The organism is Mycobacterium venezuelense (assembly GCF_054919535.1).
The window spans coordinates 90126-115103 of record NZ_JBONDW010000003.1; the positions used below are offsets into that span (position 1 = coordinate 90126).

At 64.5% G+C, this 24978-nt stretch carries 18 protein-coding genes; 6 read left to right on the top strand and 12 right to left on the bottom strand.

Annotation, left to right across the window (positions count from 1 at the left end; all coding sequences use genetic code 11):
• Positions 1-57: 57 nt before the first annotated feature.
• The 5 genes from ACRCUN_RS05535 to kdpA form a co-directional block, all read right to left on the bottom strand.
• Positions 58-744, bottom strand: a complete 687-nt coding sequence (locus tag ACRCUN_RS05535) for a response regulator (RefSeq protein WP_462140672.1) — start codon at positions 742-744, stop codon at positions 58-60.
• Positions 741-3275 carry a DUF4118 domain-containing protein gene (locus tag ACRCUN_RS05540; protein WP_462140673.1) on the bottom strand — a complete coding sequence of 845 codons (2535 nt, stop codon included), beginning with the start codon at positions 3273-3275 and terminating at the stop codon, positions 741-743. Before ACRCUN_RS05540 ends, ACRCUN_RS05535 begins: the two co-directional genes overlap by 4 nt.
• A complete protein-coding gene (locus ACRCUN_RS05545; RefSeq protein WP_462140674.1) occupies positions 3268-4134 on the bottom strand; it encodes a potassium-transporting ATPase subunit C in 867 nt (288 codons plus the stop codon). The genes ACRCUN_RS05540 and ACRCUN_RS05545 overlap by 8 nt, the downstream gene beginning before the upstream one ends.
• A gap of 1 nt (position 4135) precedes the next feature.
• Positions 4136-6175, bottom strand: coding sequence for a potassium-transporting ATPase subunit KdpB (gene kdpB / locus ACRCUN_RS05550; RefSeq protein ID WP_462140969.1), 2040 nt, complete (start codon positions 6173-6175; stop codon positions 4136-4138).
• A 160-nt stretch (positions 6176-6335) separates the two neighbouring features.
• Complete coding sequence (kdpA, locus tag ACRCUN_RS05555; protein WP_462140675.1) at positions 6336-8006, bottom strand: potassium-transporting ATPase subunit KdpA; 1671 nt, start codon at positions 8004-8006, stop codon at positions 6336-6338.
• 342 nt (positions 8007-8348) lie between these two features.
• Between kdpA and ACRCUN_RS05560 the strand changes: the two genes are divergently transcribed.
• The 4 genes from ACRCUN_RS05560 to ACRCUN_RS05575 all read left to right on the top strand — a co-directional run bounded on the left by ACRCUN_RS05560 (position 8349) and on the right by ACRCUN_RS05575 (position 12048).
• Positions 8349-9317 (top strand): GlxA family transcriptional regulator, encoded by a 969-nt coding sequence (locus ACRCUN_RS05560; protein ID WP_462140676.1) that lies wholly within the window; start codon positions 8349-8351, stop codon positions 9315-9317.
• A 195-nt stretch (positions 9318-9512) separates the two neighbouring features.
• The gene (locus ACRCUN_RS05565; RefSeq protein ID WP_462140677.1) at positions 9513-10484 is read left to right on the top strand and encodes a DUF4440 domain-containing protein; all 972 of its coding nucleotides are present in this window, start codon (positions 9513-9515) and stop codon (positions 10482-10484) included.
• 19 nt (positions 10485-10503) lie between these two features.
• Positions 10504-11229, top strand: coding sequence for a DJ-1/PfpI family protein (locus ACRCUN_RS05570; protein WP_462140678.1), 726 nt, complete (start codon positions 10504-10506; stop codon positions 11227-11229).
• Between the two features lie 57 nt (positions 11230-11286).
• Positions 11287-12048 carry a type III PLP-dependent enzyme domain-containing protein gene (locus ACRCUN_RS05575; protein WP_462140679.1) on the top strand — a complete coding sequence of 254 codons (762 nt, stop codon included), beginning with the start codon at positions 11287-11289 and terminating at the stop codon, positions 12046-12048.
• Between the two features lie 53 nt (positions 12049-12101).
• On the opposite strand, the gene ACRCUN_RS05580 is transcribed toward ACRCUN_RS05575, so the two are convergent.
• The gene (locus ACRCUN_RS05580) at positions 12102-12512 is read right to left on the bottom strand and encodes a nitroreductase family deazaflavin-dependent oxidoreductase (RefSeq protein WP_462140680.1); all 411 of its coding nucleotides are present in this window, start codon (positions 12510-12512) and stop codon (positions 12102-12104) included.
• A 65-nt stretch (positions 12513-12577) separates the two neighbouring features.
• Between ACRCUN_RS05580 and ACRCUN_RS05585 the strand changes: the two genes are divergently transcribed.
• Complete coding sequence (locus ACRCUN_RS05585; protein WP_462140681.1) at positions 12578-13939, top strand: DUF1254 domain-containing protein; 1362 nt, start codon at positions 12578-12580, stop codon at positions 13937-13939.
• Between the two features lie 427 nt (positions 13940-14366).
• On the opposite strand, the gene ACRCUN_RS05590 is transcribed toward ACRCUN_RS05585, so the two are convergent.
• The 5 genes from ACRCUN_RS05590 to ACRCUN_RS05610 form a co-directional block, all read right to left on the bottom strand.
• Positions 14367-15857 (bottom strand): UvrD-helicase domain-containing protein, encoded by a 1491-nt coding sequence (locus ACRCUN_RS05590; RefSeq protein ID WP_462140682.1) that lies wholly within the window; start codon positions 15855-15857, stop codon positions 14367-14369.
• Entirely contained in the window at positions 15850-17718 is a 1869-nt protein-coding gene (locus ACRCUN_RS05595) for an ATP-dependent nuclease (RefSeq protein WP_462140683.1), read from the bottom strand. The genes ACRCUN_RS05590 and ACRCUN_RS05595 overlap by 8 nt, the downstream gene beginning before the upstream one ends.
• 672 nt (positions 17719-18390) lie before the next feature.
• Positions 18391-18570 (bottom strand): hypothetical protein, encoded by a 180-nt coding sequence (locus ACRCUN_RS05600; RefSeq protein WP_462140684.1) that lies wholly within the window; start codon positions 18568-18570, stop codon positions 18391-18393.
• Between the two features lie 294 nt (positions 18571-18864).
• A complete protein-coding gene (locus ACRCUN_RS05605) occupies positions 18865-21987 on the bottom strand; it encodes an MMPL/RND family transporter (protein ID WP_011856887.1) in 3123 nt (1040 codons plus the stop codon).
• 330 nt (positions 21988-22317) lie between these two features.
• Complete coding sequence (locus ACRCUN_RS05610) at positions 22318-22953, bottom strand: TetR/AcrR family transcriptional regulator (protein WP_011856886.1); 636 nt, start codon at positions 22951-22953, stop codon at positions 22318-22320.
• Positions 22954-23057: 104 nt separating this feature from the next.
• Between ACRCUN_RS05610 and ACRCUN_RS05615 the strand changes: the two genes are divergently transcribed.
• Positions 23058-23927, top strand: coding sequence for a metal-dependent hydrolase (locus ACRCUN_RS05615; RefSeq protein WP_011856885.1), 870 nt, complete (start codon positions 23058-23060; stop codon positions 23925-23927).
• A 133-nt stretch (positions 23928-24060) separates the two neighbouring features.
• On the opposite strand, the gene ACRCUN_RS05620 is transcribed toward ACRCUN_RS05615, so the two are convergent.
• Positions 24061-24951 carry an alpha/beta fold hydrolase gene (locus ACRCUN_RS05620; RefSeq protein WP_011856884.1) on the bottom strand — a complete coding sequence of 297 codons (891 nt, stop codon included), beginning with the start codon at positions 24949-24951 and terminating at the stop codon, positions 24061-24063.
• Positions 24952-24978: the final 27 nt, after the last annotated feature.

Consider the following 24978-nt stretch of genomic DNA (forward strand, 5'->3'; position numbering starts at 1 on the left):
AACGTACCCGAAGGGCCTGCCGTTTCGGGACATCCACCACTGCTCGTCGCAGAGAATTCACTCTTGGAATCGGTAACCCATACCGGCCTCGGTCAGCAGGTGAACCGGGTGTGACGGGTCGTCTTCGAGTTTGCGGCGCAGCTGCGCGAGATACACCCGCAAATAGTGGGTCTCTTTGGCATAGGCCGGGCCCCACACCTCGCGCAGCAGCTCCTCGCGGCCGACCAGTTTCCCGCGGTTGCGCACGAGCATCTCCAGCATTCCCCACTCCGTCGGGGTGAGGTGTACCTCGGCGTTGTTCTTGGTGACCTTCTTGGCAGCGAGATCGACTGTGAACGACGAGGTTTCGATCACCGGCTGATCGGTTTCGGTCACCGTCGCCCGGCGTACCGCGGCGCGGAGCCTGGCCAGAAACTCGTCCATACCAAAGGGTTTGGTCACGTAGTCGTCGGCACCCGCGTCGAGCGCCTCGACCTTGTCGGAGGAATCCGTACGCGCCGAGAGCACGATCACCGGGGCCGAAAGCCAGCCGCGCAGCCCCGCGAGCACGTCGATACCCGACATGTCGGGCAGCCCGAGGTCGAGCACGATGACGTCGGGGCGGTGGTCGGCCGCACTGCGCAATGCCTCGGCCCCGGTGGCCGCCGTCCTGACCTCATAGCCACGCACCGACAGGTTGATGCGCAGGGCCCGCAGGATCTGCGGCTCGTCGTCGATCACCAGAACTCTGGTCTTGACCGTCATGCCGGTGCCGCCAAGTCGATTTCGACGGTGAGTCCGCCGCCCGGGGTGTCGGTGGCCGAGATCGTGCCACCCATCGCCTCGACGAAACCCTTGGCCACCGAAAGGCCCAGCCCGACACCGCTGCTCGTGTCGTGGTCGCCGAGCCGCTGAAACGGCGCGAACAATGCTTCCTCAGTACCCCGCGGGACACCTGGTCCCTCGTCGATCACCGCGATCAGGATGCGGTTGCCGACGCGTCCCGCAGTCACCCGCACGGGCCCGTCGACGGCGTAGCGCAACGCGTTGTCGATCAGGTTGGCCAGCACCCGCTCCAGCAGGCCACCGTCGGCCATGGCCACCGAGTCACCCACCTCGACCTTGACCCGGTCCAAACCCTCGCGGCCGAAGCCCGTGGCGCCCCTACTGATTCCCAGCAGTGCCCGCTGCACGGTCTCCTCGAGGTACACCGCGCGCAACTCCGGTCGCACGACTCCGGCGGCCAGCCGCGACGAGTCGAGCAGGTTGCCGACCAGTGCGGTCAGCGCGTCGACCGACTCCTCGATCGTGGCAAGGAGTTCGGCGGTGTCCTCGGGGGAGAAGTCGACGTCGTCGCTGCGCAGGCTCGACACCGCGGCCTTGGCCGCGGCGAGCGGCGTGCGTAGATCGTGGCTGACGGCAGAGAGTAGTGAGCGGCGCAGTTCGTCGGCCTTGGCGATCGCGTTGGCCTTGCCGGCTTCTTCGGTGAGTTCCCGTTGCCGGACAAGCCCGGCCGCCTGTTTGGCCACCGCGGTCAACACGCGGCGGTCTCGTGCGGACAACTTGCGCCCGGCCATCAGCAGCCAGAACTCGTTGTCACCGGCCTCGATGGCGGTATCGGCGGTGTCGACCTGTACACACGGATCCTGGCCCACACAGCTGACGATGGCGGGGCGGCCGTCGTTCTCGCGCAGCAGGCTCACCGCCCGCTGGCTGTACGTCTCACGCACCCGTTCGAGCAGGGCCGCCACGTCGGCTCCCCGCAGCACCGACCCGGCGAACAGCGCCAGCAGTTCGGCCTCCTGCGAGGCCCGCCGGGCTTCTCGGGCGCGTTTGGCCGCGCCGTCCACCAGGGCGGCGACGGCCACCGCCACGGCAAGCAGCACGACGATCGTGAGCGCGCTGTCGGGGTCGGAGATCGTAAATGTGTGTCTGGGGTTGATCAGGAAGTAGTTGAGCAGCAGCCCGGACAGCACCGCCGACAGCGCGGCGGGCGCGACACCGCCGAGCAGTGCGACGACGAGCACGCCGACGAAGAACAGCGCGCTTTCACCGCCGACGCCGAGCAGCGGGTCGAGCAGCGCGACCGTCAGAACGCAGATCGCCGACGGAACCACCAGGGCGGCAAGCCAGGACGCGACGTGCCGTTGCCGGGGCGTGGTCGATGACCACCGGAAGCCGCGCTTGGCGGCCTCGTGGGTCACCATGTGGACGTCGATCTTCTCGGACTGCTGCACGACCGTCGAGCCGATGCCCTCGTCGAAGATCCGTGCCCACCGTGAGCGCCGCGAGGTGCCCAGCACCAGCTGCGTCGCGTTCATGTCACGCGCGAAATCCAGCAGCGCGGTGGGCACATCGTCGCCGACGACGGTGTGCAGCGTCGCGCCCAGGCTCGTCGCCAGTTCGCGGACCCGGCCCATCTGCGGTGCCGACACACCCGACAGCCCATCGCCGCGTACGACATGCACCACCATGAGCTCGGCACTGGATTTCGAGGCGATGCGGGATGCCCTGCGCACCAAGGTTTCCGACTCCGGTCCACCGGTGACCGCGACGACCACGCGTTCGCGCGCCTCCCACGTGTCGGTGATCTTGTTGTCGGCGCGGTACTTGGCCAGCGCGGCGTCGACCTGGTCGGCCAGCCACAACAGCGCCAATTCCCGCAGCGCGGTGAGGTTTCCGCGGCGGAAGTAGTTGGACAGCGCGGCGTCGATCCGCTCGGGCGCATACACGTTGCCGTGGGACAACCTGCGCCGCAGAGCTTCCGGCGTGATGTCGACGAGCTCGATCTGGTCGGCGGCCCGCACCACCTCGTCGGGCACCTTCTCCTGTTGCTCGATGCCGGTGATGCCGGTGACGACGTCGTTGAGGCTTTCCAGGTGCTGCACGTTCACCGTGGAAATCACGGTGATACCGGCGTCGAGGAGTTCCTCGATGTCCTGCCAGCGCTTGGCGTTCTTGCTGCCGGGCGTGTTGGTGTGGGCGAGCTCGTCGACCAGCACGACCTGTGGCTTGCGGGCCAGCACGGCGGGCACGTCGAGCTCGGGGAAGCGGCCGCCCCGGTACTCGATGTAGCGCGGCGGGATGACCTCGATGCCGTCGAGCAGTTCGGCGGTTTTCCTGCGTCCGTGTGTCTCGACCACCGCGGCCACCAGATCGGTTCCGCGTTCCAGGCGACGATGGGCCTCCCCGAGCATCGCGTACGTCTTGCCGACGCCGGGAGCTGCGCCCAGATAGATGCGCAGCTCCCCGCGTTTTGTGGCCGGCGCCGACGTACTCACCAGCCCATCATCCACCTGCGGACAAAGCGTCGAGCGCGATGTTCAGTTCCAGCACGTTGACGCGGGGCTCGCCGAGGAACCCGAGCGTGCGGCCGTCGGTGTGCTGCGCGACCAGTTGGCGGACCTGCTCGGGCGCCAGGCCGCGGGCCTCGGCGACCCGGTTGACCTGCAGATCGGCGTAGGCGGGCGAGATGTGCGGATCGAGTCCGCTGCCACTGGCGGTGACGGCGTCGGCAGGCACCTGCGCATCGGCACTGCCGTGGATCGGCACGATCTGGCCGGCGCTGGAATCCTCGCCGGGTTGTGCGCATTCCACCCGCACGCCCTCGTAGGTGTTGAGGAACGGCGTCTTCGTCGTATCGCACGGCTCGTTGACGCTGACCACGCGGGTCGGGTGGATCACGTTTCCGCGGGAGTCCCGCGGGCCGATCACCGAGAGCACCGCGCCGACACCGTCTCCCGTGCAGAACGGGCGGGCTCCGCTGACCCCGTCGAGTTCCCCGACGGCCTGGCTCCGCTGGCACACCAGCGTCAGCAGGCTCGGCTTGTCCGGTTGGTCGACGATGCTCTCGGGGCCCAGGTTGCTTGCGCTCGTCGCCATCGGGTCGTATCCGTCCCCGGCCGCGGACGGGCGGCTCTGGAAGTACTGCGGCAGGGGATTGCCGTCGGCGTCGGTGAACAGCTGGCCGATCAGGTTGCTGCCCATAGGCTTTCCGTCGGCTTCGATGATCGATCCGTCGGCCTTGTGGTTGAGGCCCGGCAGTTGCGCGACCAGCCAGATGAACACCGGATAGGCGATACCGAGGATCACGGTGAGCACGAGCAGTGCGCGTAGCGCGGCTGCATGCTGGCGGACCAAATTGGTGAATTGCATGTCAGGACATCCCGGGAAGAAGTTGGATAACCAGGTCGATCAGTTTGATGCCGATGAACGGCGCGATGATGCCGCCGAGGCCGTAGAGGTAGAGGTTGCGGCTCAACAGCTTTGACGCGCTGCTCGGGGTGTAGCGGACGCCCTTGAGCGCCAGGGGGATCAGCGCCACGATCACGATCGCGTTGAAGATCACCGCCGACAGGATCGCCGACTGCGGGCTGTGCAGCCGCATGATGTTCAGCAGATCCAGGCCCGGGAACAGGCCGACGAACAGCGCCGGGATGATCGCGAAGTACTTCGCGATGTCGTTGGCGATCGAGAATGTCGTCAACGCGCCCCGCGTGATGAGCAACTGCTTTCCGATCTCGACGATCTCGATCAGCTTGGTGGGGTCGGAGTCGAGATCGACCATGTTGCCGGCCTCTTTGGCCGCCGAGGTACCGGTGTTCATCGCGACGCCCACGTCGGCCTGGGCGAGTGCGGGCGCGTCGTTGGTGCCGTCGCCGGTCATCGCGACGAGTCGGCCACCGGCCTGCTCCTCTTTGATGAGTGCCAGCTTGTCCTCCGGCGTGGCCTCGGCCAGGAAGTCGTCGACCCCGGCCTCGTCCGCGATAGCCTTGGCGGTCAACGGATTGTCACCGGTGATCATCACGGTGCGGATGCCCATGCGGCGCATCTCGTCGAACCGCTCCCGCATGCCCTGCTTGACGACGTCTTTGAGATGGATGACGCCGAGCACTTCGGCCTTGTCGGTCACCTGGCCGACGACCAGGGGTGTGCCGCCTGCCGCCGAGATGCCGTCGACGATGTTGCCCAGTTCGGCAGGCACGACCCCGCCCTCGCAGCGCACCCAGTCCGCGACCGCGCTCGCCGCGCCCTTGCGCAGCTTGTGCCCGTCCAGGTCCACACCCGACATGCGGGTGGTGGCGCTGAACTCGATCCACGTGGCCGTGGCGAGCTCACCGGGCGTGCGGGCGCGCAGCCCGTACTCCTGCTTCGCGAACACCACAATCGAACGGCCCTCGGGGGTTTCGTCGGCCAGGCTCGACAGCTGTGCGGCGTCGGCGAGCTGCTCGGCCGACACCCCGGTCAGCGGGACGAACGCCGCGGCCTGCCGGTTTCCGAGCGTGATCGTGCCGGTCTTGTCGAGCAGCAGGGTGTTCACATCGCCTGCCGCCTCGACCGCACGGCCCGACATGGCCAGCACATTGCGCTGCACGAGCCGGTCCATCCCGGCGATGCCGATCGCCGACAGCAGCGCGCCGATCGTCGTCGGGATCAGACAGACCAGCAACGCCACCATCACGATGCCGCTCACGCCATTTGCGGTGAGCGCGAGGCTGTCCGGCACACCCGGGTTGTTGGCCTTGGAGTAGATCGCCAACGGCTGCAGGGTCGCGACGGCGAACACGAAGATGATCGTCAGCGCCGACAACAAGATGTTGAGCGCGATCTCGTTCGGCGTCTTCTGCCGGTTGGCGCCTTCGACGAGGGCGATCATCCGGTCGATGAAACTCTCGCCGGGCTTCTGCGTGATCTTGACGACGATGCGGTCGGACAGCACCGTGGTGCCGCCGGTGACGGCCGAGCGGTCACCACCAGATTCCCGGATGACGGGTGCGGATTCGCCGGTGATGGCCGATTCGTCCACCGAGGCAATGCCTTCCACGACGTCACCGTCACCAGGGATCGTCTGGCCGGCCTCGACCACGACGATGTCGCCCTGCCGGAGTTGCGGCGCCGGGATGGATTCCTCGGCTCCGGAGTCGCTCAGCCGGCGGGCCATGGTGTCGGCCTTGGTCTTTCGCAGCGTCTCGGCCTGCGCCTTGCCGCGGCCCTCGGCAACGGCCTCGGCCAGATTCGCGAAAATCACCGTCAACCAGAGCCATACGACGATCAGCCAGCCGAACCACGTCGGGTCGACGATCGCGAGGATCGTGGACCAGACCGCGCCGATCTCCACGATGAACATCACCGGGTTGCGCCACAGCGTGCGCGGATCGAGCTTGCGCAGCGCGTCGGGCAGTGAGCGCCACAGCATGGTCGGGTCGAGCAGGCCGCCTTGCACGGACTTGGCGGGCTTGGGTTTGCCTGGCGTGTGGGTCACTTGGCCCTTGTTTGTCACGCCAGAGTGGCTCTCGGGCCCGGCAGCCACTCCAGCGTGACGCTCGAGGGGCACGGAGGTGCGGGGGTTGGACATGTCAGTGGATTCCTTCGGCGAGGGGCCCGAGTGCCAGCATCGGCAGGAAGGTCAGGGCCACCAGGATGAGAGTGACGCCCACGACCATCCCGACGAACTGCGGTCGATGGGTGGGCAGGGTGCCGATCGATGCGGGGGTGGTGCCCTGGCTGGCCAGCGATCCGGCCAGTGCCAGCACCAGGATGATGGGCAGGAAGCGGCCGAACACCATCGCCAGACCCAGTGCGGTGTTGTACCACTCGGTGTTGACGCTGATGCCCGCGAACGCCGAGCCGTTGTTGTTGGCCGCGGAGGTGAACGCGTACAGCACTTCCGACAGGCCGTGCGGCCCGGTGTTGAGCATGCCGGCCCGTTGACCGGGCATGGCCATGGCGACCGCGGTCCCGGTCAACACGATCAACGGCGTGACCAGGAAATAGCTTGCCGCAAGCTTGATTTCGCGCGGCGTGATCTTCTTGCCGAGGTATTCCGGGGTGCGCCCGACCATGAGGCCCGCGACGAAGACCGTGATGATCGCGAGGATCAACATGCCGTACAGGCCCGAGCCGACACCGCCCGGTGCGACTTCGCCGAGCTGCATGTTGAACATCGTCATCAGCCCGCCCAGGCTCGTGTACGAGTCGTGGAACGAGTTGACCGCACCCGTCGACGTCAGCGTCGTCGACGCCGCGAACACCGCCGAATCGGCCACCCCGAAGCGCTGCTCGACGCCTTCCATGGCCGCGCCGACGGCGGTCGGAACGGTGCCGTGATGCTGCAACTGGAACAGCATGGTCAGGCTGATGCTCGCGGTCGCGATCACGCCCATGACCGCGGCGATCGCGAACCCCTGCTTCGTGCTGTTGACCATGCGGCCGAACGTGCGGGGCAGCGAGAAGGGGATGAGCAGGATCAGGAAGATCTCGAACCAGTTGGTCCACGTCGTCGGGTTCTCGAACGGATGCGCGGAGTTGACGTTGAAGAAGCCGCCGCCGTTGGTGCCGAGTTCCTTGATTACCTCCTGGCTCGCGACCGGGCCGCCAGGGATGGTCTGCTGGGCGCCGTTGAGCGTGGTGATCACCTGGTCATGCAGCGCGAAGTTCTGGATGACGCCGCCGGCGATCAGCACGAGCGCGCCGACGATCGAGATGGGTAGCAGGATGCGGAGGATGCCGCGCACCAGGTCCACCCAGAAATTGCCGAGCTCACCGGTGTGCCGGCGCGCGAAACCGCGCACCAATGCGATGGCGACGGCCATGCCGACCGCGGCCGAGACGAAGTTCTGCACGGCGAGCCCGGCCATCTGCACCAGATGGCCCTGGGTGGACTCACCGGAGTAGGCCTGCCAGTTGGTGTTGGTGACGAAGCTGACGGCGGTGTTCCACGCGAGCGCCGGGGTCATCGGGGTGCCGGGATCGTTGAGGTGCAGTGGAAGCCGGCCCTGGATCAGCTGGAAGAAGAACAGGAACAGCAGGCTCACGGCGGAGAAGGCGAGCACGCTGCGGGCATACGAGCCCCAGGTCTGCTCGGACTTCGGGTCGGCGCCGATGGCCCGGTAGACGAATCGTTCTGCCCGCGAATCTTTTTGGCCGGTGTAGACGCGGTACATGTAGTCGCCCAGCGGCACGTGGACCAGTGCTATGGCCACGACGAGCGACGCGAGGAACACGATCCCCGCGGTAGTGGTAGTCACTAGAACCTCTCGGGAAACAGCAGTGCGGCGAAGATGAATACGGCGATGAGAATCGCGAGAATCAAGCCGACGACATTTTCGATCACTGGCGCTCGACCAGCCTCTGCACCAGGCCGAGCAGCGCGAAGATCGCCACCGTCAGCGCTGTGTAGATGAGTACAGACATCTTGTCTCCACGTTTACGGGCCTCCGGATTTCGGCGGCCTGAACCAGGATCTGCCCAGTTCAGAAGCGTGAACTGCGTCTTGACGGTTTCCTTACGGCTGCGCAGCAGTCCTTAACGGTCCTCGAGCGGGGAGATGGCGGTGTGTCTGTTTTATGCCTACCTGCTAAGTTCCGGCCATGGCGATCGTTGCGGTCTTGGCCTTCGACAATGCGCTCGGATTCGAGGTCATGCTTCCGGGTTTCGTGTTCGGCGCGGCCAACTCGGTCAGCGGAGCCGATCACTACGACATCCGCGTCGTGACGATCGGCGGTTCCAGCGTCATCGCTCCGATGCACGGTGCGGTGCGACTGGAGACGGATTGGGATCTCGACGCCGTGGCCGGCGCCGACACGGTCGTCGTGCCCGGCCAAGTCGGCTTCTTCAGTGAACCGGCCGACCCCGTCCGCGACGCGCTACAGGCGGCCGCGGCCCGTGGCGCACGGATGGCTTCGATCTGCGTGGGCGCGTTCACCCTCGCCGCGACCGGACTGCTCGACGGGCAGCGGGCGACGACGCACTGGGAATACGCCGCCGAACTGGCGCGCCGGTACCCGTTTGTCGAGGTCGACGCTTCGGTGCTGTTCATCGACAACGGCGCGGTGCTCACGTCGGCCGGGGCGTCGGCCGGGCTCGATCTGTGCCTGCACATGGTTCGCCGGGATCTCGGTGCCACGGTGGCCGCCGATACCGCACGGCGGATCGTGATGCCGCCGCAACGGGACGGCGGGCAGGCGCAGTTCATCGCTCACACCGATCCGCAGAGCCCCGACACGCTGCAACCGGTTCTCGACTGGATGCAAGCCAACCTGCACCGCCCGCTCACCCTCGACGACATTGCCGCGCACGGGGCGATCAGTGTGCGCAGCTTGACTCGCCGCTTTCGCGCGGAGATCGGCACCACGCCCTTACAGTGGCTGCTGCGCGCCCGGGTGCATCGCGCACAGCAGTTGCTCGAGACCACCGACCTGTCAATCGACCGAATCGCCGAGGAGGCCGGCTTCGGCGCCGCGACGACGCTGCGCTACCACTTCGCGCGCCTGACGCATACGTCTCCTCTGGCCTACCGCAACAGTTTTCACCATGCCGGTGCCGCCAGGGCCGGCTGAGTACCGCGCCAGATAGCGCGGCCGACGTCGTGGCCAGATTTTCTCACTTGTTGGCCATCTGGCCGCTGGGGCGGCCGCTACTTCCGGGCACACACTGGGTGCGCACATTCCGGAAGGAGCACTATGACAGTTCAAGAAATCGACCGGACCCAGTTCGGCCTACCCACCACGGAGCTTGCCGTCGCGGCGGACGCGTTGGTCGCCGAGGTGTCGCCAACGCTGGTCTACAACCACTGCGTGCGCGCCTATCTTTATGCGCGGGAGCTGGCCGCTGTCAACGGTTTTCGCGCCGACGCCGACTACGACGACGAACTGCTCTACCTCAGCTGCATGCTGCACGATCTGGGGGCGGTCGACTATGCCAACGGCAACCAGCGTTTTGAGCTTGACGGAGCCGACGCCGCTGCGGAATTCCTCAAGGGCAAAGGTATGGACGAGGCACGAGTGCAGACGGTGTGGAACGCGGTCGCGCTGCACACCAGCGACGGCATCGCACCTCGTTTCGGGATTGTCGAGGGCCTCATGCAAATGGGCACCGGAGCCGACATCGTCGGACTGAAGCGCGAATTGCTGCCGGACGGTTTCGCGGATCGGGTGCATGCGGTGTGGCCGCGCCACAATCTCGGGTACGTGTTCGGGGAAATGCTCGCCAAGCAGGTGAACGACAACCCGGAAAAAGGTAGCTGGTTCACGTTTCCCGGACAGCTCTGCCAGCTGTATTACCCGAAGCATGCACCGACCACGTGGTTCGACGCCGTCGAGAACGCCGGCTGGAACGATCGCCCGGTGACAATCGGCTCCGTTCGCGCCGCGGCCGCGCAACCGGACGAGCTGGCGTCACTGTTCATGCAGTACTTCAATGCGGGTGATCTCGACGCGGTGATGTCGCTGTATGAGCCTGCCGCACTGTTTTTTCCGAGTCGCGGGGCCGCACGCTCCGGCACGGCGGCGATCGAGGATTCGCTCAGCGCGATGATCAATTCCGGAGCGAAGATCGAACTGCGGAGCCGTCGCGTGCATGTGGTGGGAGATCTCGCGCTGATCTCCAACGACGCCACGGTCTCGGGTGTGGGCGGCGCCTCCACTTCCACTTCGACCGAGGTTGCCCGGCGCGGCAGCGGCGGGTCCTGGCGGTACGTGATCGATGACCCCTACTTTTCGCTGTGACGACGGTGGTCTTCGATAAGTGCTCGTGAATCGGCGCGCGGTGCTGCGGGCAGGTGCCGGATTCAGCGCTGCCACCGCCGCGGGATTCTTGGCCGGTCCGAATGCACCTGCGTCGGGCCCGCCCACAGAGGCGCCGTGGCGGGTACAGATTCTGGCCTTCGACGGTGTGGACGACATGGACATCTTCGCGCCGTTGGAGGTCTTCGGCTACGCCACGCATTTCGACCCGCGCGCCGAGGTCGAACTGGTGACAGGTGCCGATCCGGGTGCAGTTGTGCTCATGTCCGGCACCACAATTGAAGTCCGGTCCGGGTGGTCTCCGGAGCGTGCCGATGTGCTGGTGGTCCCCGGTGGTGGCTACGGCCGACCGCCGGGTTCACCCGGCGTCCCGAGCGAGATCGCGCGCGGACACCTACCTCGGCTGTTGGGCGCGGCACGACGCCCAGGCCTCACCGTGACGTCGGTGTGCGTCGGCGCGATGTTGCTCTCGGCGGCCGGGATCACCCGAAACCGGCCATGCACAACACATCACCGGCTGCTCGAGCAGCTCGAGCGGGAGGGCGGCATCATCACCAAGGCGCGGATCGTGGACGACGGCGATCTGGTCACGTCCGGCGGCGTGACCTCTGGGCTGGACCTGGCGTTATGGCTCATACAGCGGCAGCTGAGCGCTGATGTCGCCATCGCGGTCGAGGAGGTTCTGGAGTACGAGCGGCGCGGGACGGTGTGGCGGAGGACGAGCTAAGCAGATCGTCAAGGTCCACACAGGGCGCGTCAAGAGTTCGTCAGGACACTGGCCGGTATGGCCCGTCTCGTGGACGGTCGAGTTGTGACATTCTCGGCGACATTCCTGTCCAAGCGTTCCGTCTCGTCCCGGCCCGCGGATCCCCCGCAGGACCGGGAAACCTTGCGGCGCTGTGCGGTCAGTCGCCGGTCGCTCGGCATGGTGGAGTTGGTGTTGCCCGCCATGGCGCTGCGCAATGCGGTGGTGGCGCGGTGGGCGAGGGATCACAGTGTGGCGGTTGATGTTCGGGATGGCCGAGAACTCGCGGTGGCCGTCGGGGCAGGCATTCATCCGATCCGCATGACCGCACACGGCGCCGGTCTGACCGCCGACGAGCTCGTGATCTGCGCCGCCAACCTCGGGGTCGGTCGCGTCGTCGTCAACGGGCCAGCTCAGGTCGATGTGCTGGCAGCGACCGGCCGGCGTGGGCACCGGGTGCTCGTGAGCATGGGTCGCGGCGGCTTGGCTGCATCGGTGGCGGACTGCCGTCGGTTCGAACTCGTGGGTTTGTACAGCGAGATCGGGCCGGACGAGCACCATTTCGTGAGCTACTCCGCGGCGATCGGGGACATGCTTTTGGAGATGACCCAGATCCGTCGTACTCACGGTGTTGTGCTGACGCGCATCGCGCTCGGCGGGTGTGGCCTGACCTTCGGGGCGGGCCCCGGCGATCTGTCCGAGGTGGCGAACGCGATCGACGAAACGCTCGACGACGCTTGCGCCACACTGCGTTTCCCGCGGCCGGTGGTTGTCGTCTCGGCTCAGCCGACCGCTTCCTGATCCGTCGAACGTGGGCTTGTGTGCGAAGTTCTCGACGAAACTCGCACACAAGCTCACACTCGCGGTAGCGCCAGGTTGGCGACGAGGCGTGCTTTCTGGTTTGGGGAGTCGCCGGGCAGGATGCGGGGCTCGGTGAGGCTATAGTGCTTGCCCCGGTGCACCACGCCGGCCGAGCCCGCCGCCTGCACATTGCGCACCCAGTCCGACTGCGTGCCGTAATTCAGCACCACTGAGACGGTGCCGTCGCCGACGAACGCCATGACCGGCGTGCGGAACGATCTACCCGACTTACGGCCGGTGTGCTCGATGACCGCCATGTACGGCAGACGCGGTGCCCACATTCGCTGCAGCGGGTTCGTCACGTACTTGTTGAACCGTGCGATCAACCGCATCAGGCGTGGGCCGAGGAGCGATGCGATCCGTTCGGCAACGACAGCAATGGAATTCGCGATGGTGCTCGGCATTGTCATTCCCCCCGATTCCTCACCATTCAAACAGGCATTCGCGCGACGCGCACTAGGGTGGTCGTATGTCAGAAGGCGGATTCCCCGGCCCTGAGGCTTCAGCGACGGCCTACGACTATTTGGATCTCAACCGCGCGGTCGCGATGTACCGCTACTTCTATCGTTCGGTGTCGGGAGCCGCGATCTTCGACGGCACCGCCGCGGTGGGCGTCCGGCCCAACCACGCGTTCGGCTACATGGAAACCCTCCCGCACCATGTCGGCTATACGCTGAACTCCGACACTCCGTACGGCGCGTTGCTGCTGGACCTACACGCCGGTCCGATGGTCATCGAGCTACCGCCCGGGCCCTTCATCGGCGCCGCACTCGATCTCCACCAACGCTGGATCTTCGACATGGGCTTGCCGGGGCCCGACGGCGGCCGCGGTGGCAAACACCTGCTGTTGCCCCCGGGCTACCAAGGCGCTGTCCCGGCGGATCATCAAGTGGGGCAGTCTGATTCATTTCGCGTCATCGGAGCGCTGCGCTCACTGCCCGAGCGCGGTGACGTCAAGACGGCCATGGGGCGAATCCGCGAAGTGAAGGTGTACCCGTTGGACGCCGGACCGGACTGGACGCCGCCCGCGTGGTTCGACATGACCGAGATGCCGCAGGACACCACACCGCACGTCTACGAGCAGACGATGAAGTTCTGGGAAGTGCTCCATCGCGTCGTCGACTCCGAGCCGGCGCTGGCCGACAGCCGTCCGCACTACGGCGACCTGGCTGCCCTCGGCATCGCCAAGGGCGTGGCATTCGCGCCCGATGCCCGGATGACGGCGATCTTCGAGCAGGCCGCCCAGATCGGGTTCGCGCAGATGCGGGCGGAGGGGTTTGCCGACCGGCGGCCCGAGCGGATCGTGTGGCCGGATCGGCTGTGGGAATGGGTCAGTCTGCGGTTCGAGAACGGCACGTTCGACACGGACGACTACCGCGACACCTACGCGCTCGACAAGTGGTTCTTCCAGGCCATCGCCACCTCACCGGCGATGTTCCGCCGCGATCCGGGTGCGGGCTCGCTGTACTGGCTGGGCCTGCGCGACGGCTCCGGCGCCTACCTGGACGGTTCGAACAGCTACCGGCTGACAGTGCCGCTCCCGGTCCCGGCCCACCTGTTCTGGTCGGTGACCGTCTACGACGCCGAGACCCGCAGCCAAGTCCAGACCGACCAGGCCAACGCCGCGCTCCGGTCGCTGTTCGAGCTGAAAGACCTGACCGGCGACACCGTCGACCTGTACTTCGGCCCGACCGCCCCCGCCGAACATGCCGACCGGTGGATTCAGACGATTCCGGGGCGGGGCTGGTTCGCCTACTTCCGCATATACGGCCCCGACAAGCCGGCCTTCGACGGGACCTGGAAGCCCGCCGACTTCAGTCTGATCGACTGACTGTGGCTGGGTCGCTCGGCTCAGGCCGAACGCGATTCCATCAGGACCGACGTCATGAAATAAGGTCTCATCCGAGACAGCCCCCATAGCCCAATTGGCAGAGGCAGCGGACTTAAAATCCTCTGAATTGGACGTTTGTCGTGTTTGACGCAGACGGTAGCGGTTGAAGATATTGCCCGGAACTGCGAGTTTGGAGTTGGCAGCGTTGGTGAGTGCCGAGGTGAAACGGAACCACTGCGGTATGTACTGCGGTATCTAGCCTTCGGTCGTCAGGCTTCGTGCCGCGCACAGTGAACCCCTCCGACCCCTGACACTGGGTGCAGCGCCCGGCGAGCGGATCGAAGTGTCTCGATAGAACCTGCTGAGACTGCCGGGCGGCGCGCCGGGAGGTCTGTTGATTTGGAGCGGTCGCCGGCTTCGTGGGCCTTTAGCGGCCGTTGCGTGATTGGTGCAGCCGCAGGCTGTCGCTGACTCCCAGGATTTTGATTGTCTTTCTGGCGCGCGACAACGCCACGTACAGATCGTTGATGCTGGCATGCTCATTGACGTTCGCGATGATGACGTGATCGTATTCCAGCCCCTTCACCAAGAGGGTGCGGGAGATGATGCGCCTTCGTTCGCGTCTCCCAGCGTGCCTGAGCACTTCACGGACCTTCGCAAGCTCTTCGAGCAGCACCCCGGGGTCATCTCCGTGAGCTATGGCTCCACGGATCGATGCCTGAATGTCGTACCACGCTTCGTGTGAATGCAGTCGTAGCACTGGTGATGTGGGAACGACGCTCATTGCAGCCGCCAGAGTCCCTAGCGTTGGGTTCGATACGATCGAATCGAAGGCGCGGATAGCAGGTTCGGCGCCGGCTCTACCGCCAGCACCGCCCTTGAGCAAATCGCCCCCGGACTTCCCGTTCGCGTAGCGTTTGCGCAGGGTCTGTGTGTCGAGGACGCCGTGGTTGCAGTGGCATGATTTGGTCAGATCGAATAGCCAGAGCGGGTAATCGATTGGGCTCATCGTCGCTAGGTTTTCTAGGCGCTGCGCCATGTACTTCCCGGCCATTTCCTCCATCACGGTAAATATCCCTCGAAGGTCTCCTGCGATCGTTCGCGCAGTGTTGGCGCGGGGAGCGATGATGAGCACGGTCTCGTTCTCGGGGCGGGTCGCCAAGGCTGCTTCCGTAACGCCCGTGGGGTCGTCAGAGATGTTCTGAAACGTCACACCCTCCGGTAGAGCAACGTTGGTCCACCTCACAACGTGGCCGGGGACCATGCGTGGACGAATCTCCAACAACCAGTTGCCAAGCGCCTCGTTGTGGCCGGACCATCTGTGGGGCTTGATCGTCGTAGGGTGTGATGGGAATTGTGTCTGTACGGTCGGCCAGTCGGCGAGCCGTTCATTGAAGCCGAAGATGGCCTGCAATGGGTCGCCAAGTACTCCGGCTGCTGGGATAGCTGCACGAAGAGCCAATACGAACGCGTGCTGCGTCTCGCTGCAGTCCTGATACTCGTCTACCAGCAGATGAGTGAACGATGCACGCAGCACTGCATGGATGTGTCTGCTCTGTGCGACTTTGATGGCTGCGCTGACGTAATACTGGGCCTGGGCTGGGACCATCAATTTGGGGACCCGCAGGCCACCCAACTGAGGGTAGGCCCGTGCGAGGCGGAACGCGAAGGAGGCGATGGTCGAGACCTGCACTCCCTTGGTGATGCCGAATCTCTTGAGGCGTGCATTGATGGCATGCACGCCTGCGTTGGTGTGGGTTAACACTAAAGCGCGACCGCCACAATCAATGATGTGCTTGGTTGTCGCAGCCAACAGATGGGTCTTCCCAGCGCCTGCCGGCATTTCGACGGAGGCTGGCAGACTCATCGCGAATGATGCTGCATCCGTCGCCAATTCAGTTGATACCTCTTCAGGCATGGGCAGGTCCGGATACGGCACCTGGGTGGGTACCTGGCTGCCTCTCCCGTGTCTCCGACTGTGCATGGTCGTCATCGAGGGGTTGGGTGAGCGCCTCACCGGCGAGCGACTCTGCGTAGATCGCAGCGCGGAGTTGGTCGATTGTTGCCTTGAACTTGCCCGTCTGCAAAGGAGGGGTTTCAAGGATGAAGGTGCCTAGGCGTTGGCCCTTGTCGACGCGCTTGAACCAGCTTTTGGACTTCGACACTAGAGCGATCGCTGACCGGCAGGCGTCCAGGTCGATGCCTGCGGCTGTCCAGGTGTTTATATCCAGAAGCTCGACACCTTGAGGTGTAACGGAGTTGACAACGGCGTACGTGCGCAGGTTGTCGCTAAACGACTGCTTCGCGGCATCTGCGTCCTCGGCGACCTCGAGTGCCGCAGCGATGTAGCCGTTGAGGCCCGTCTCATCGAGTTGCGCGCAGACGGCTGATTCGATGCACGCGCCGTCGGGCCACTGCACCACCACTCCGCCGAGTGTTTGCACGTCAGACACTAACGCGTTCGCGTTTGAATCGTCGCTATCGATGAACAGCACGACTTCATATCCGACACTGAGGAATTCCTTCGCCCACTTGCATGAACCGGTTCCGCCGTTGCCCTCCAACGCCACGACCCCTAGGGCGGCCGAGGGGACGGCCTGTTCCAGGCGGTCGTCCCACTTCTGCAGGAGTCGGAGTACGACCCCGTACTCGGTCTTGCCTTCATTGATCACGATCCGCCGTGACAGAAACGCTTCAGGGCTGGTCTTGAGCAACGGCCGCAAACTGGGGGGATCGCCAAGTGATCGAACGTAAGTGGTCCCAGCCGCTGTCGCGCGAACCATCGCCAGGTCGTCCGGTTCGAGATGGCGCAACGCGGTCGGCGAGTGGGTGGTGATGAAGACCTGCGAAAACGCGTCTTTGTCTTTTAAATAAGAAAGTAGATGAACCAGGCGGTGTGGTTCTAGGCCGTATTCCACCTCGTCGACCAGCAGAGTGGCGGAGCCTCCGTTGGCGAGTTGTTGGGTCGCAGCACCCGTTAGCCGGCGGGTACCCAGTCCGAAATTGGTGAGTGGTACGTCCCCCTCGAACAGAGCTAGGTTGCCACGCGTATTGGACAGCGATACATCAAGGCCAGGCTTCAAATCATCGAACCTGGCGGTCCCGATGGTGTGCACTGCTTCCTGTACCTCACGTGCAAGAACTTTAAGGTCATCTGTGACGGCAGCCGAGGCTGCGTCCCGCGCAGCCCGGTTTGCAGCAGTCAAGGTCGCCTTGGTGTTGCCGCGCTTAGAAGTGAGCTTCCCCAGCGACGATGACGACGACCAACGAAGGTGCGCGTCGATACGGTCGTCGATGCGGTACGCAGTTATCCGAGCGCGTTGCGCCGAGCGCACCGGATGCGGATCATCCTCTTGGACGTCTGGCCCGCCCAATGGCGGACGGTAGGACTGCCACACTGGCTCAAGATCAGCCTCGACGAGCAGTTCCACGATCACGCACCGTTCGGACTCGCTGGTCGGGTCGTGCGACCACTCACCCGCGTCGTCGATCCCAGAAAGGAAGGTGCCAAAAGTGTCCATCGTGATGAGCTGGTCTGGCAGATCGGCCACCGCCACCCGGATCCGAATGGGCTCATCGACCTTCGCGCCGTAGAAGTCCGTGTCGACGAACGTCATACCCGCCCGGTCGTGAAGTGTTCGCTCGATAGCCGTCAGGAGCGTCGTCTTGGTTGAGTCGCCGGGGCCAATGAGAGCGAGGAAACTACGCTCTTTAGGTAGTCGCCACGACGCAAACTTGATACCGCGGAAATTTTGAATATCGACGCGTCGAATTCTCATGCGCGACCCCTCCACCCCTTGGACCGAGTCCAAACTAATCGCTTCGGCAAACGGGTTGCGCTATACAGAAGCAAGACACGCCGCATGAGACGGGAAACGATACGGCTCGACCGGCGGTTTTGAGACGGGATGGGGCGCCCCGATAATGTCTCGCATCTCTAGAAATGAGACAGCGGGCGTTGCGGATGGTAGGTGAATCCACGTCAAACTAGACGAGTGAGTTTTCAAGACGATCCGGTCGAATACGAGCGCCGACTAAGGGCGAAACTGCAGTCAGACATCCATTCGCAGCACCTTGGGCGTTCGCCGGTTTGTACCAAGTCACTCATGCGATGATCCAGCACTCGGTGCTGGACAAGTTCGAGAGTTCTACTGCCCCGAACTGCGTTCTGGGGTGACGGTCGCGACTCAAGAACAGCAGCGGTACGAGCAGCAAGTGTTGTCGCTGGCGCCAAAGAGGAAGTTTCGAGCGTCACTGCTCTGGCTTGTTCAAAGCGACGCCATCACAAAAATCAGGCCGACCGCCTTGACCACATCTACGCGCACCGACACTCGCTCACCCACGAACTCGTCAAGTACCTGATCGATCCGGACCTCGATCCTGACGTCGAGTTGTTTGTCGACGCGATAGCCACGCTGAAGCGCTGCATCGCTTTTGGATCAACATAGAACTCAGCGTGGGGGCTCTTCCTCGCCGATGGGTCGCACGTCGAAGTCGACGATATCGATGCCGAGGAAGCCATTCCTGCGTCGTTGATGGCGTTGCAGCAGTGCATAGACGCCTACCTCGACGGTCGGCCATCGACCGGCCCAGCCGACTCCACAACGCAAGATCACCACCCCGAATGACACTCGCGATCCTCGCGCGCATACACCGCTGGTTGAGGCTGCGAGCTTCTGTTTGCAGAGGCGCCGTGACGCTCCTCCTGGCAGATCCCGGCGTGGACCCATCCCCCGCGCGAACCGGCGGCCGGGCTGTCCGTAGGCGGTGTAAGTGATCTGTTGTCGAGCAGCTCCCGCGGCTCTCACTTCTTTTCGTCCGTCGAAAAGAGACTTCGAGTACCGGCGCAGGGGTCGTATTCATTCGGGGTGAATACGCCTTCACGCTGGTCGGCATGTAGCGCCGGGTATTGCTCTGTTCGCTTTTCACCTCTCCTGGACCAGCACGTGAGGTGCGTCCTTAATGCCTCCTGGGTTGGTCTGACCGGGTCGCGGGTTTGTTGCTTTGGTGGGCCACCAGCTGGCTTCGCGTAGGAGTGTGGCGATGGCGGGCACGGTGAGGGTGCGCACGAGGAAGGTGTCGAGCAGCAGCCCGAAGCCGATGATGAGGCCGGCTTGGATCATGATGGCGACTGAGCCGACCATGAGGCCGAACATGCTGGCGGCGAATATGAGGCCAGCGGAGGTGATGACGGCTCCGGTGTTTGCCACGGTGCGCAGGACGCCGACGCGGATGTTGGTTCCGGATTCTTCGCGGAGCCGTGAGACGAGCAGCATGTTGTAGTCGGCGCCGACGGCGACGAGGATGATGAACGCCAGCAGCGGTACGGGCCAGGCGATTTCGTGGCCCAGTCCCCATTGGAAGACTACGACGCCGATGCCGAGTGATGCGAGGTAGTTGAGCACGACGGTGCCTAGTAGGTAGAGCGGTGCTAGGAGTGCGCGCAGTAGTAGGACCAGGATGACGCCGACGATGATGATGGTGGCGATGGCTAGTTGTGCGAAGTCGGCCCAGAGGAGTCGTTGGATATCGGAGTTGACGGCGGGGAAGCCGGCTACGGACACGGTGGCGTCGGCGAGTGACGTGTTGGGTCGTGCGGTGTTGGCGGTGTCGGTGATGCGGCTGGCGAGGTCCATGGCTTCAACGCTGTATGGGTCGTGGCTGCTTTCGATCATGAACCGCGCTGTTTTGCCGTCCGGTGAGAGGAATTGTTCGGCGACGTCGGTGAATTGCCGGTTCTCGAATGCGTTGGCGGGCAGGTAGAAACCGCTCGAGGAGTCGGAGTCGGCCGCTGCGCGCGAGGAGTTCTGTAGTTGGGTGGCGATCTGGCTCATGCCGGACAGCATTTCGATGTTGCTGTCGGCGAGGGTGCGGACGCCGGTGGCGAGTGCTTGGGCGCCGGAGGCCAGCTGTCCGATTCCGTCCTGCAATCGGCGGAGATTTGTGGTCAGGTCGGCGGGGTCACCCAGGGCTCCGAATGCCTTGTCCAGTGAGGCGACTGCGTTCTGGACGTTGGCGAGGGTGCCACCAACGGTGGCATTGGTGGCGGGATCGTAGCGGTCCCCGAGGTCGGCGATTTGGTTGAAGAATCCGTTGTCGCGCAGAGTGACCAGGATCTGGACCTGGTTGCGGATTTGGGCGCATTGTGGGGTGGTGGCGCACCAGGGTGAGGTGTTGAGGGCGCCGACGAGTGGGTCGAGTTGAGTGATTGCGTTTTGGGCTTGGTTGGCCAGCGGTCGTAGTCCTGGGCCGGATTGGATGGCTTGGTCGACGGCGGGGGCAGTGGCGGAAAGTTGTTGCAGCAGCGGCCGGAATTGGTTGACCTGAGTTCCTGCGGATTGGGCTTGGGTGAGGATTCCGGCTAGTGGTGTGAAGGCGGTGCGCACGGTGCTGTCGAGTTGGGCGAGGCCGTCGGCGAGCTGGTCGGCGCCGTCGGTGAGTTTGGTGAGGTCGTCCTTGCGGGAGTTGCCCTCGGCGACGGCGCCGGCCATTTTGTCGCCGATCTGGCCGTTCTGCCAGGCCAGTTCTGCTTGGTCGAGGCGCTCTCCGGTGGGGCGGGTGACTCCGGAAACCTTGGTGACGCCGGGGATCTGGGAGACGCGGGAGGCCATCTCGTCAAGATCGGCCAGTCCTTTGCCGGTCCGCATGTCGGTCGGATTTTCCACGACGAGGAATTCGCTGATGACGACGTCTTTGCGGAAGTGGCGGTCCAGCAGGTGGTAGCCCAGGTTGCTGGCCGTGGTGTCTGGTTGGCCCTTGCGGTCGTCGTAGCTGATTTTGATGGTTGCTGCCGCTGCCGACAGGGCGAGCAAGATGACCAGGCTGACGATGAGTAGTGGCACGGGACGGCGGACCACGGCGACGGCGACGCTGTTCCAGTAGCGGCGGGTGCGATCGGGTTTGGGTTCACCGATGCCGCGTTTGGCGGCTAGCGACAGCACCGGTGGCAGCAGGGTTACGGTGGCCAGAAATCCGAACAGTACGGCGATGGCACACGCGGGGCCAAGGGCGGCGAAGACGCTGAGCCGCGCGAAGACCATGGCCAGGAACGCGAGTGCGACGGTGGCGGCGGAGGCGAGGATGACGCGCCCGATGCTGGCGGTGGCGTGGATGACGGCCTGATCGGCGGGTACTTGGGCGCGGCGCTGTTCGTGGTATCGGCTGATCAGAAATACGGTGTAGTCGGTTCCCGCGCCGAGCAGGATCGCAGTCATGAAGGCGACGGTGAACTGGGAGACGGGCATGCCCATCTCGCCGAGGGCGGACAGCACGCCGCGCCCGACTGCCAGGCTCAACCCGATTACTAGCAGCGGTAACAGCGCGGTGAACACCGACCGGTAGACGATCAGCAGGATCAGGGCGATCACGCCCGCGGTAGCGATTGAGATCAGCAGCAGGTCGTGCTCGGCGGATGCGATCATGTCGCTGAAGGTTGCCGGTGGTCCCGTCACTTGCACAGTCGTGGTCGAGCCGGTGAAGACCTCGGCGGCGATGTTGCGCACCGCGTTTACCGATTCGGCGGCCGTGGGGTCTCCGAGGGTGCCGGTGACACCTACGGGCAGGTACCAAGCTTTGCGGTCGGCGCTGACTGCCTGGGCTTCGGTAATCGGATCGGACAGTAGGTCCTGCACCAGCAGGACGTGGTTGCCTTCGCCCTGCAACCGGCGCACGAGTTCGCCGTAGCGCTGCCGTGCAGTCGGAGTCAAGCCATTGGGGTCTTCCATGGCGACGAACACCATGGTTTTTGAGCCTTCTTCGCCGAAAGCGGCGCTCATGCGGTCAACCGTCTGCAAGGACGGCGCATCGCGAGGGATGAGGTCCACCGACTGTTGGCGCACCACGGTTTCTAGCTGGGGGAACAGCAACGCGAGGACGACCGCGGCGCCTAGCCATACCCCGATGACCAGCGCTTTGTGTCGGAGGGTGAATCGGGCTAGCGCTGCCAACCGTTCGCTGTACTCGCGGGTTTCGGCCGGGTTGGGGGATCCGTTGTCCCGCTGGCCACGGCGCGTGGCCTGGCCTGGGGAATCTGCAGTGCCGTCGGTCACTGGGCCTCCACTAGTAGCGAATCGTAGCGATACTATCGGTATCGCTACGCTACCGCATGTAGTGCAAGTGGTGGCGGGGCCGTCGTCGCCAGGCCGCGCAAAGCGCGCGGCTGGCGAAGGGGCCGGCGACCGCTATCGAGTCGGGACCGGGCCGACGGTCGCAGTGGGCAGAGGAATGATCGAACACTCAGTGGGTTTCTGGAAGCCAGGGCTGACGCTGTAAGTCGACGACACTGGCCTTGGATGCCGTTCAGGGTCTTGCTGTTGCTGTTCTCGGACGTTGGTCGTCGGGCGCACGCACGGCCACATCGCGTAGCGGGGCCGCTAGCTCTAGGTTTGCGCTTCGGTTGTGGCCGACTGGCCCGTGTTCTGCAGCAGCACGTAATTGCCTAGGCTGCCCAGGAAACCTGCGCAGTGCTGAACGAGTTCATCTGTGGTGAATTCCAGTTCTCCGTCGAGTCGGCGGCGCAAGACTTCGAATAGCCCTCCCACGCCCAAGGTCGAAGCCAAATGGGCAACCCCCACGGCAGAGTCGGCGATGTCGAGGTGAAGTCTGGCTTCGCGCAAGACAAGGTCGGTGAAACCTGCCATTAGTTCGCTGCGTAGCTCTCGGAGCAGCGGCTCGGTTGCAGATTCCACGAACAGGATCCGACCCAGCCGCGGGTCGTTGTCGATCATGCCGACCAGCCTGCGGATTGGCGCGTACGCCAATACCTCCGGTGGCTCGCCGGCATCGGGGATCGCGTCGACTATCACCTCCTGGAAGGTGGCATAGAGCTGCTGGTAGACAGCCCGCAGGAGTGCGTCTCGGTCGGAGAAGTGCTGGTAGAAGTACCGTGACGTGACACCCGATTCAGCGCAGACGGCAGTCACAGTGGCGGCGGCAACGCCGCGCGTGCCGATCAACTCCGTTGCGGCCTCGATGAGACGGGTGCGCCGGTTCCGGTGACGCTCCTCGGCGGACATTCCGCTATACACCCGCGCCGAAACCACGTGGATAGCTTGCCATCTAATTCTGACAAGGCTTAGAGTCAGATTGACAGCGCGTCCTTGGCGAATGGGAGAACAACATGAGCGACGATTCGTCCACACGGCCCACCGCACGGGTCGTCCCGAAGCCCCGCCGTGTTCGATTCGATATGCCTGCTGGGACCAGTCGGCAGCACTTCGTTGATGGCGACTTGGTGATGAGCCACTTTGTGTCCACCTTGTCGGCCACGTTCCCCGAAGGCGAAGACTTCTTTATCCGGTCAGTCCGCGAGTACCGGGACCACATCAGCGACGCTGACCTCAAGGAGGCGGTCAAGGGGTTTATCGCACAAGAGGCCACCCACCGACACCAGCATCGGCTGCTCAACGATCGGCTTCAAGCAATGGGCTATCCCACCGAGGGGATCGATCGGCATGTCAAGAAGCTGGTTGGCCGACTTGAGAAGCGTTTTTCTCCCAAGATGCGCCTGGCTGTGACGGCCGCCCTCGAGCACTACACGGCGACATTCGCCGAGATCATTCTCACCAGCGACGAAGCTCAAGAACTGATCGGCGACACCGAAGTGCGGCCTATTCTGCTCTGGCACGCACTGGAAGAATGCGAGCATAAGGCCGTTGCTTTCGATGTCTACGAGACGGTCGGTGGAAGCGAACGCACCAGGGTCTGGGGGATGCGGATCGCCAGCCTCCTCTTGTTCAGCGAGTTGGTCATCCAGACCACCCGCTCTCTGGCTGGTGACCGTTCCGCCTACAACCCGGTGCGCTTGCTGCGCAGCCTTCGAGCCTTCCGTCATAACCCGCTATTCAGCCCAGCAGCAATTGCGCGCTTTCGCTCCTACACCCGCGCCGGATTTCATCCCGACGACTGGGACAGCGCAGAAATCCTCGAACGCTGGACCAAGGAACTCTTCGACGCCGATGGTGGCCAGCAAGTGCGTAGTGGCGTCTAGCTCGACCAGAGCCCGGCACAGTTCAAAGTCGGCCTTAACCGAAGAACACTTCATGGGCTCCGCTTCGCGCGCTGTGAAGTCAAGATCGGTTCTGACTACTGGCCGATCGATGGTGCTCGACCAACGTCGCGACCTACAGGAGGTTCCGGCCGAGGAACTCGGTGACGGCGCAGCCGAAGGCGTCGTTGTCGTCGCCGGCGATCATGTGTCCGGTGCCGGATACGTCGACGGTCTCGGCGTGGGGAACCAGTTGCTTGAACTCGTCGACGGTGGCTTGGGAGACCACGTCGGACAAGAGGCCCCTTACGAGAAGTGTTGGGGCATTGACCCGTCGGGCTCCGTCGATCAGCAGGTGGCTGATTGCGTCGAATTGCTCCGTTCCCGTGGTCGATTCGTCGCGGAGAAAGTCGAAGTTGGAGTGAATGAATGCCGGGTCCCACCGCCAGATCCAGCGGCCGTCGTGACGCTGCCGTAGCACCTTGCGCAGGCCGTCGACGTTGGCCGGGCGCGAGCGATGGGGGTTGTACGCGGCGATCACCTCTGCGGCGTCAGAGAGGGTGCTAAAGCCATCGGGATGTGCGGCCATGAACGTCACCACGCGACGGGCGCCCTGGAATTCAAGTCGCGGGGTGACGTCGACCAGGACGACCGCCGCCCACGACGCCCCGGATGTCAACAGATGCGTGCCGAGCACGGTCATGCCCCCAAGGGATGCACCTACGACCGCAGGGGCGGTATAGGCGCTGAAGTGCTCGCGCACGGCGAGAAGATCGGTCGCGAGTCGCTCGATGTCGTACCTGCCGGCTGGGTCCCAGTCGCTGTCGCCGTGACCGCGGGTGTCGTAGGCGACGACTGTGTATCCGCATGCGTGGAGGCGACGCGCTGAAGTGCTCCACGCGTGCCGGTTCTGGCCGCCGCCGTGCAGGAGCAGCACGACGGGACGGGCGTCATCGTGGCCGTAGCAGTCCGCAGCCAGGGCGATCCCGTCCTGGGTTCGGACCCGATGCTGCACGGCGGAGGTCATGACACCTTCCTGGCGAGATCGTCGTCC

Bases quoted from the DNA above. Each gene is read 5' to 3' on its own strand.
- ACRCUN_RS05535 (WP_462140672.1), bottom strand. From the start codon at position 744: ATGACGGTCAAGACCAGAGTTCTGGTGATCGACGACGAGCCGCAGATC.
- ACRCUN_RS05575 (WP_462140679.1), top strand. From the start codon at position 11,287: ATGGCCCGTCTCGTGGACGGTCGAGTTGTGACATTCTCGGCGACATTC.
- ACRCUN_RS05595 (WP_462140683.1), bottom strand. From the start codon at position 17,718: ATGAGAATTCGACGCGTCGATATTCAAAATTTCCGCGGTATCAAGTTT.
- ACRCUN_RS05545 (WP_462140674.1), bottom strand. From the start codon at position 4,134: ATGCAATTCACCAATTTGGTCCGCCAGCATGCAGCCGCGCTACGCGCA.
- ACRCUN_RS05560 (WP_462140676.1), top strand. From the start codon at position 8,349: ATGGCGATCGTTGCGGTCTTGGCCTTCGACAATGCGCTCGGATTCGAG.
- ACRCUN_RS05615 (WP_011856885.1), top strand. From the start codon at position 23,058: ATGAGCGACGATTCGTCCACACGGCCCACCGCACGGGTCGTCCCGAAG.
- ACRCUN_RS05585 (WP_462140681.1), top strand. From the start codon at position 12,578: ATGTCAGAAGGCGGATTCCCCGGCCCTGAGGCTTCAGCGACGGCCTAC.
- ACRCUN_RS05620 (WP_011856884.1), bottom strand. From the start codon at position 24,951: ATGACCTCCGCCGTGCAGCATCGGGTCCGAACCCAGGACGGGATCGCC.
- kdpB (WP_462140969.1), bottom strand. From the start codon at position 6,175: ATGCTGTGGCGCTCACTGCCCGACGCGCTGCGCAAGCTCGATCCGCGC.
- ACRCUN_RS05580 (WP_462140680.1), bottom strand. From the start codon at position 12,512: ATGCCGAGCACCATCGCGAATTCCATTGCTGTCGTTGCCGAACGGATC.
- ACRCUN_RS05610 (WP_011856886.1), bottom strand. From the start codon at position 22,953: ATGTCCGCCGAGGAGCGTCACCGGAACCGGCGCACCCGTCTCATCGAG.
- ACRCUN_RS05590 (WP_462140682.1), bottom strand. From the start codon at position 15,857: ATGCCTGAAGAGGTATCAACTGAATTGGCGACGGATGCAGCATCATTC.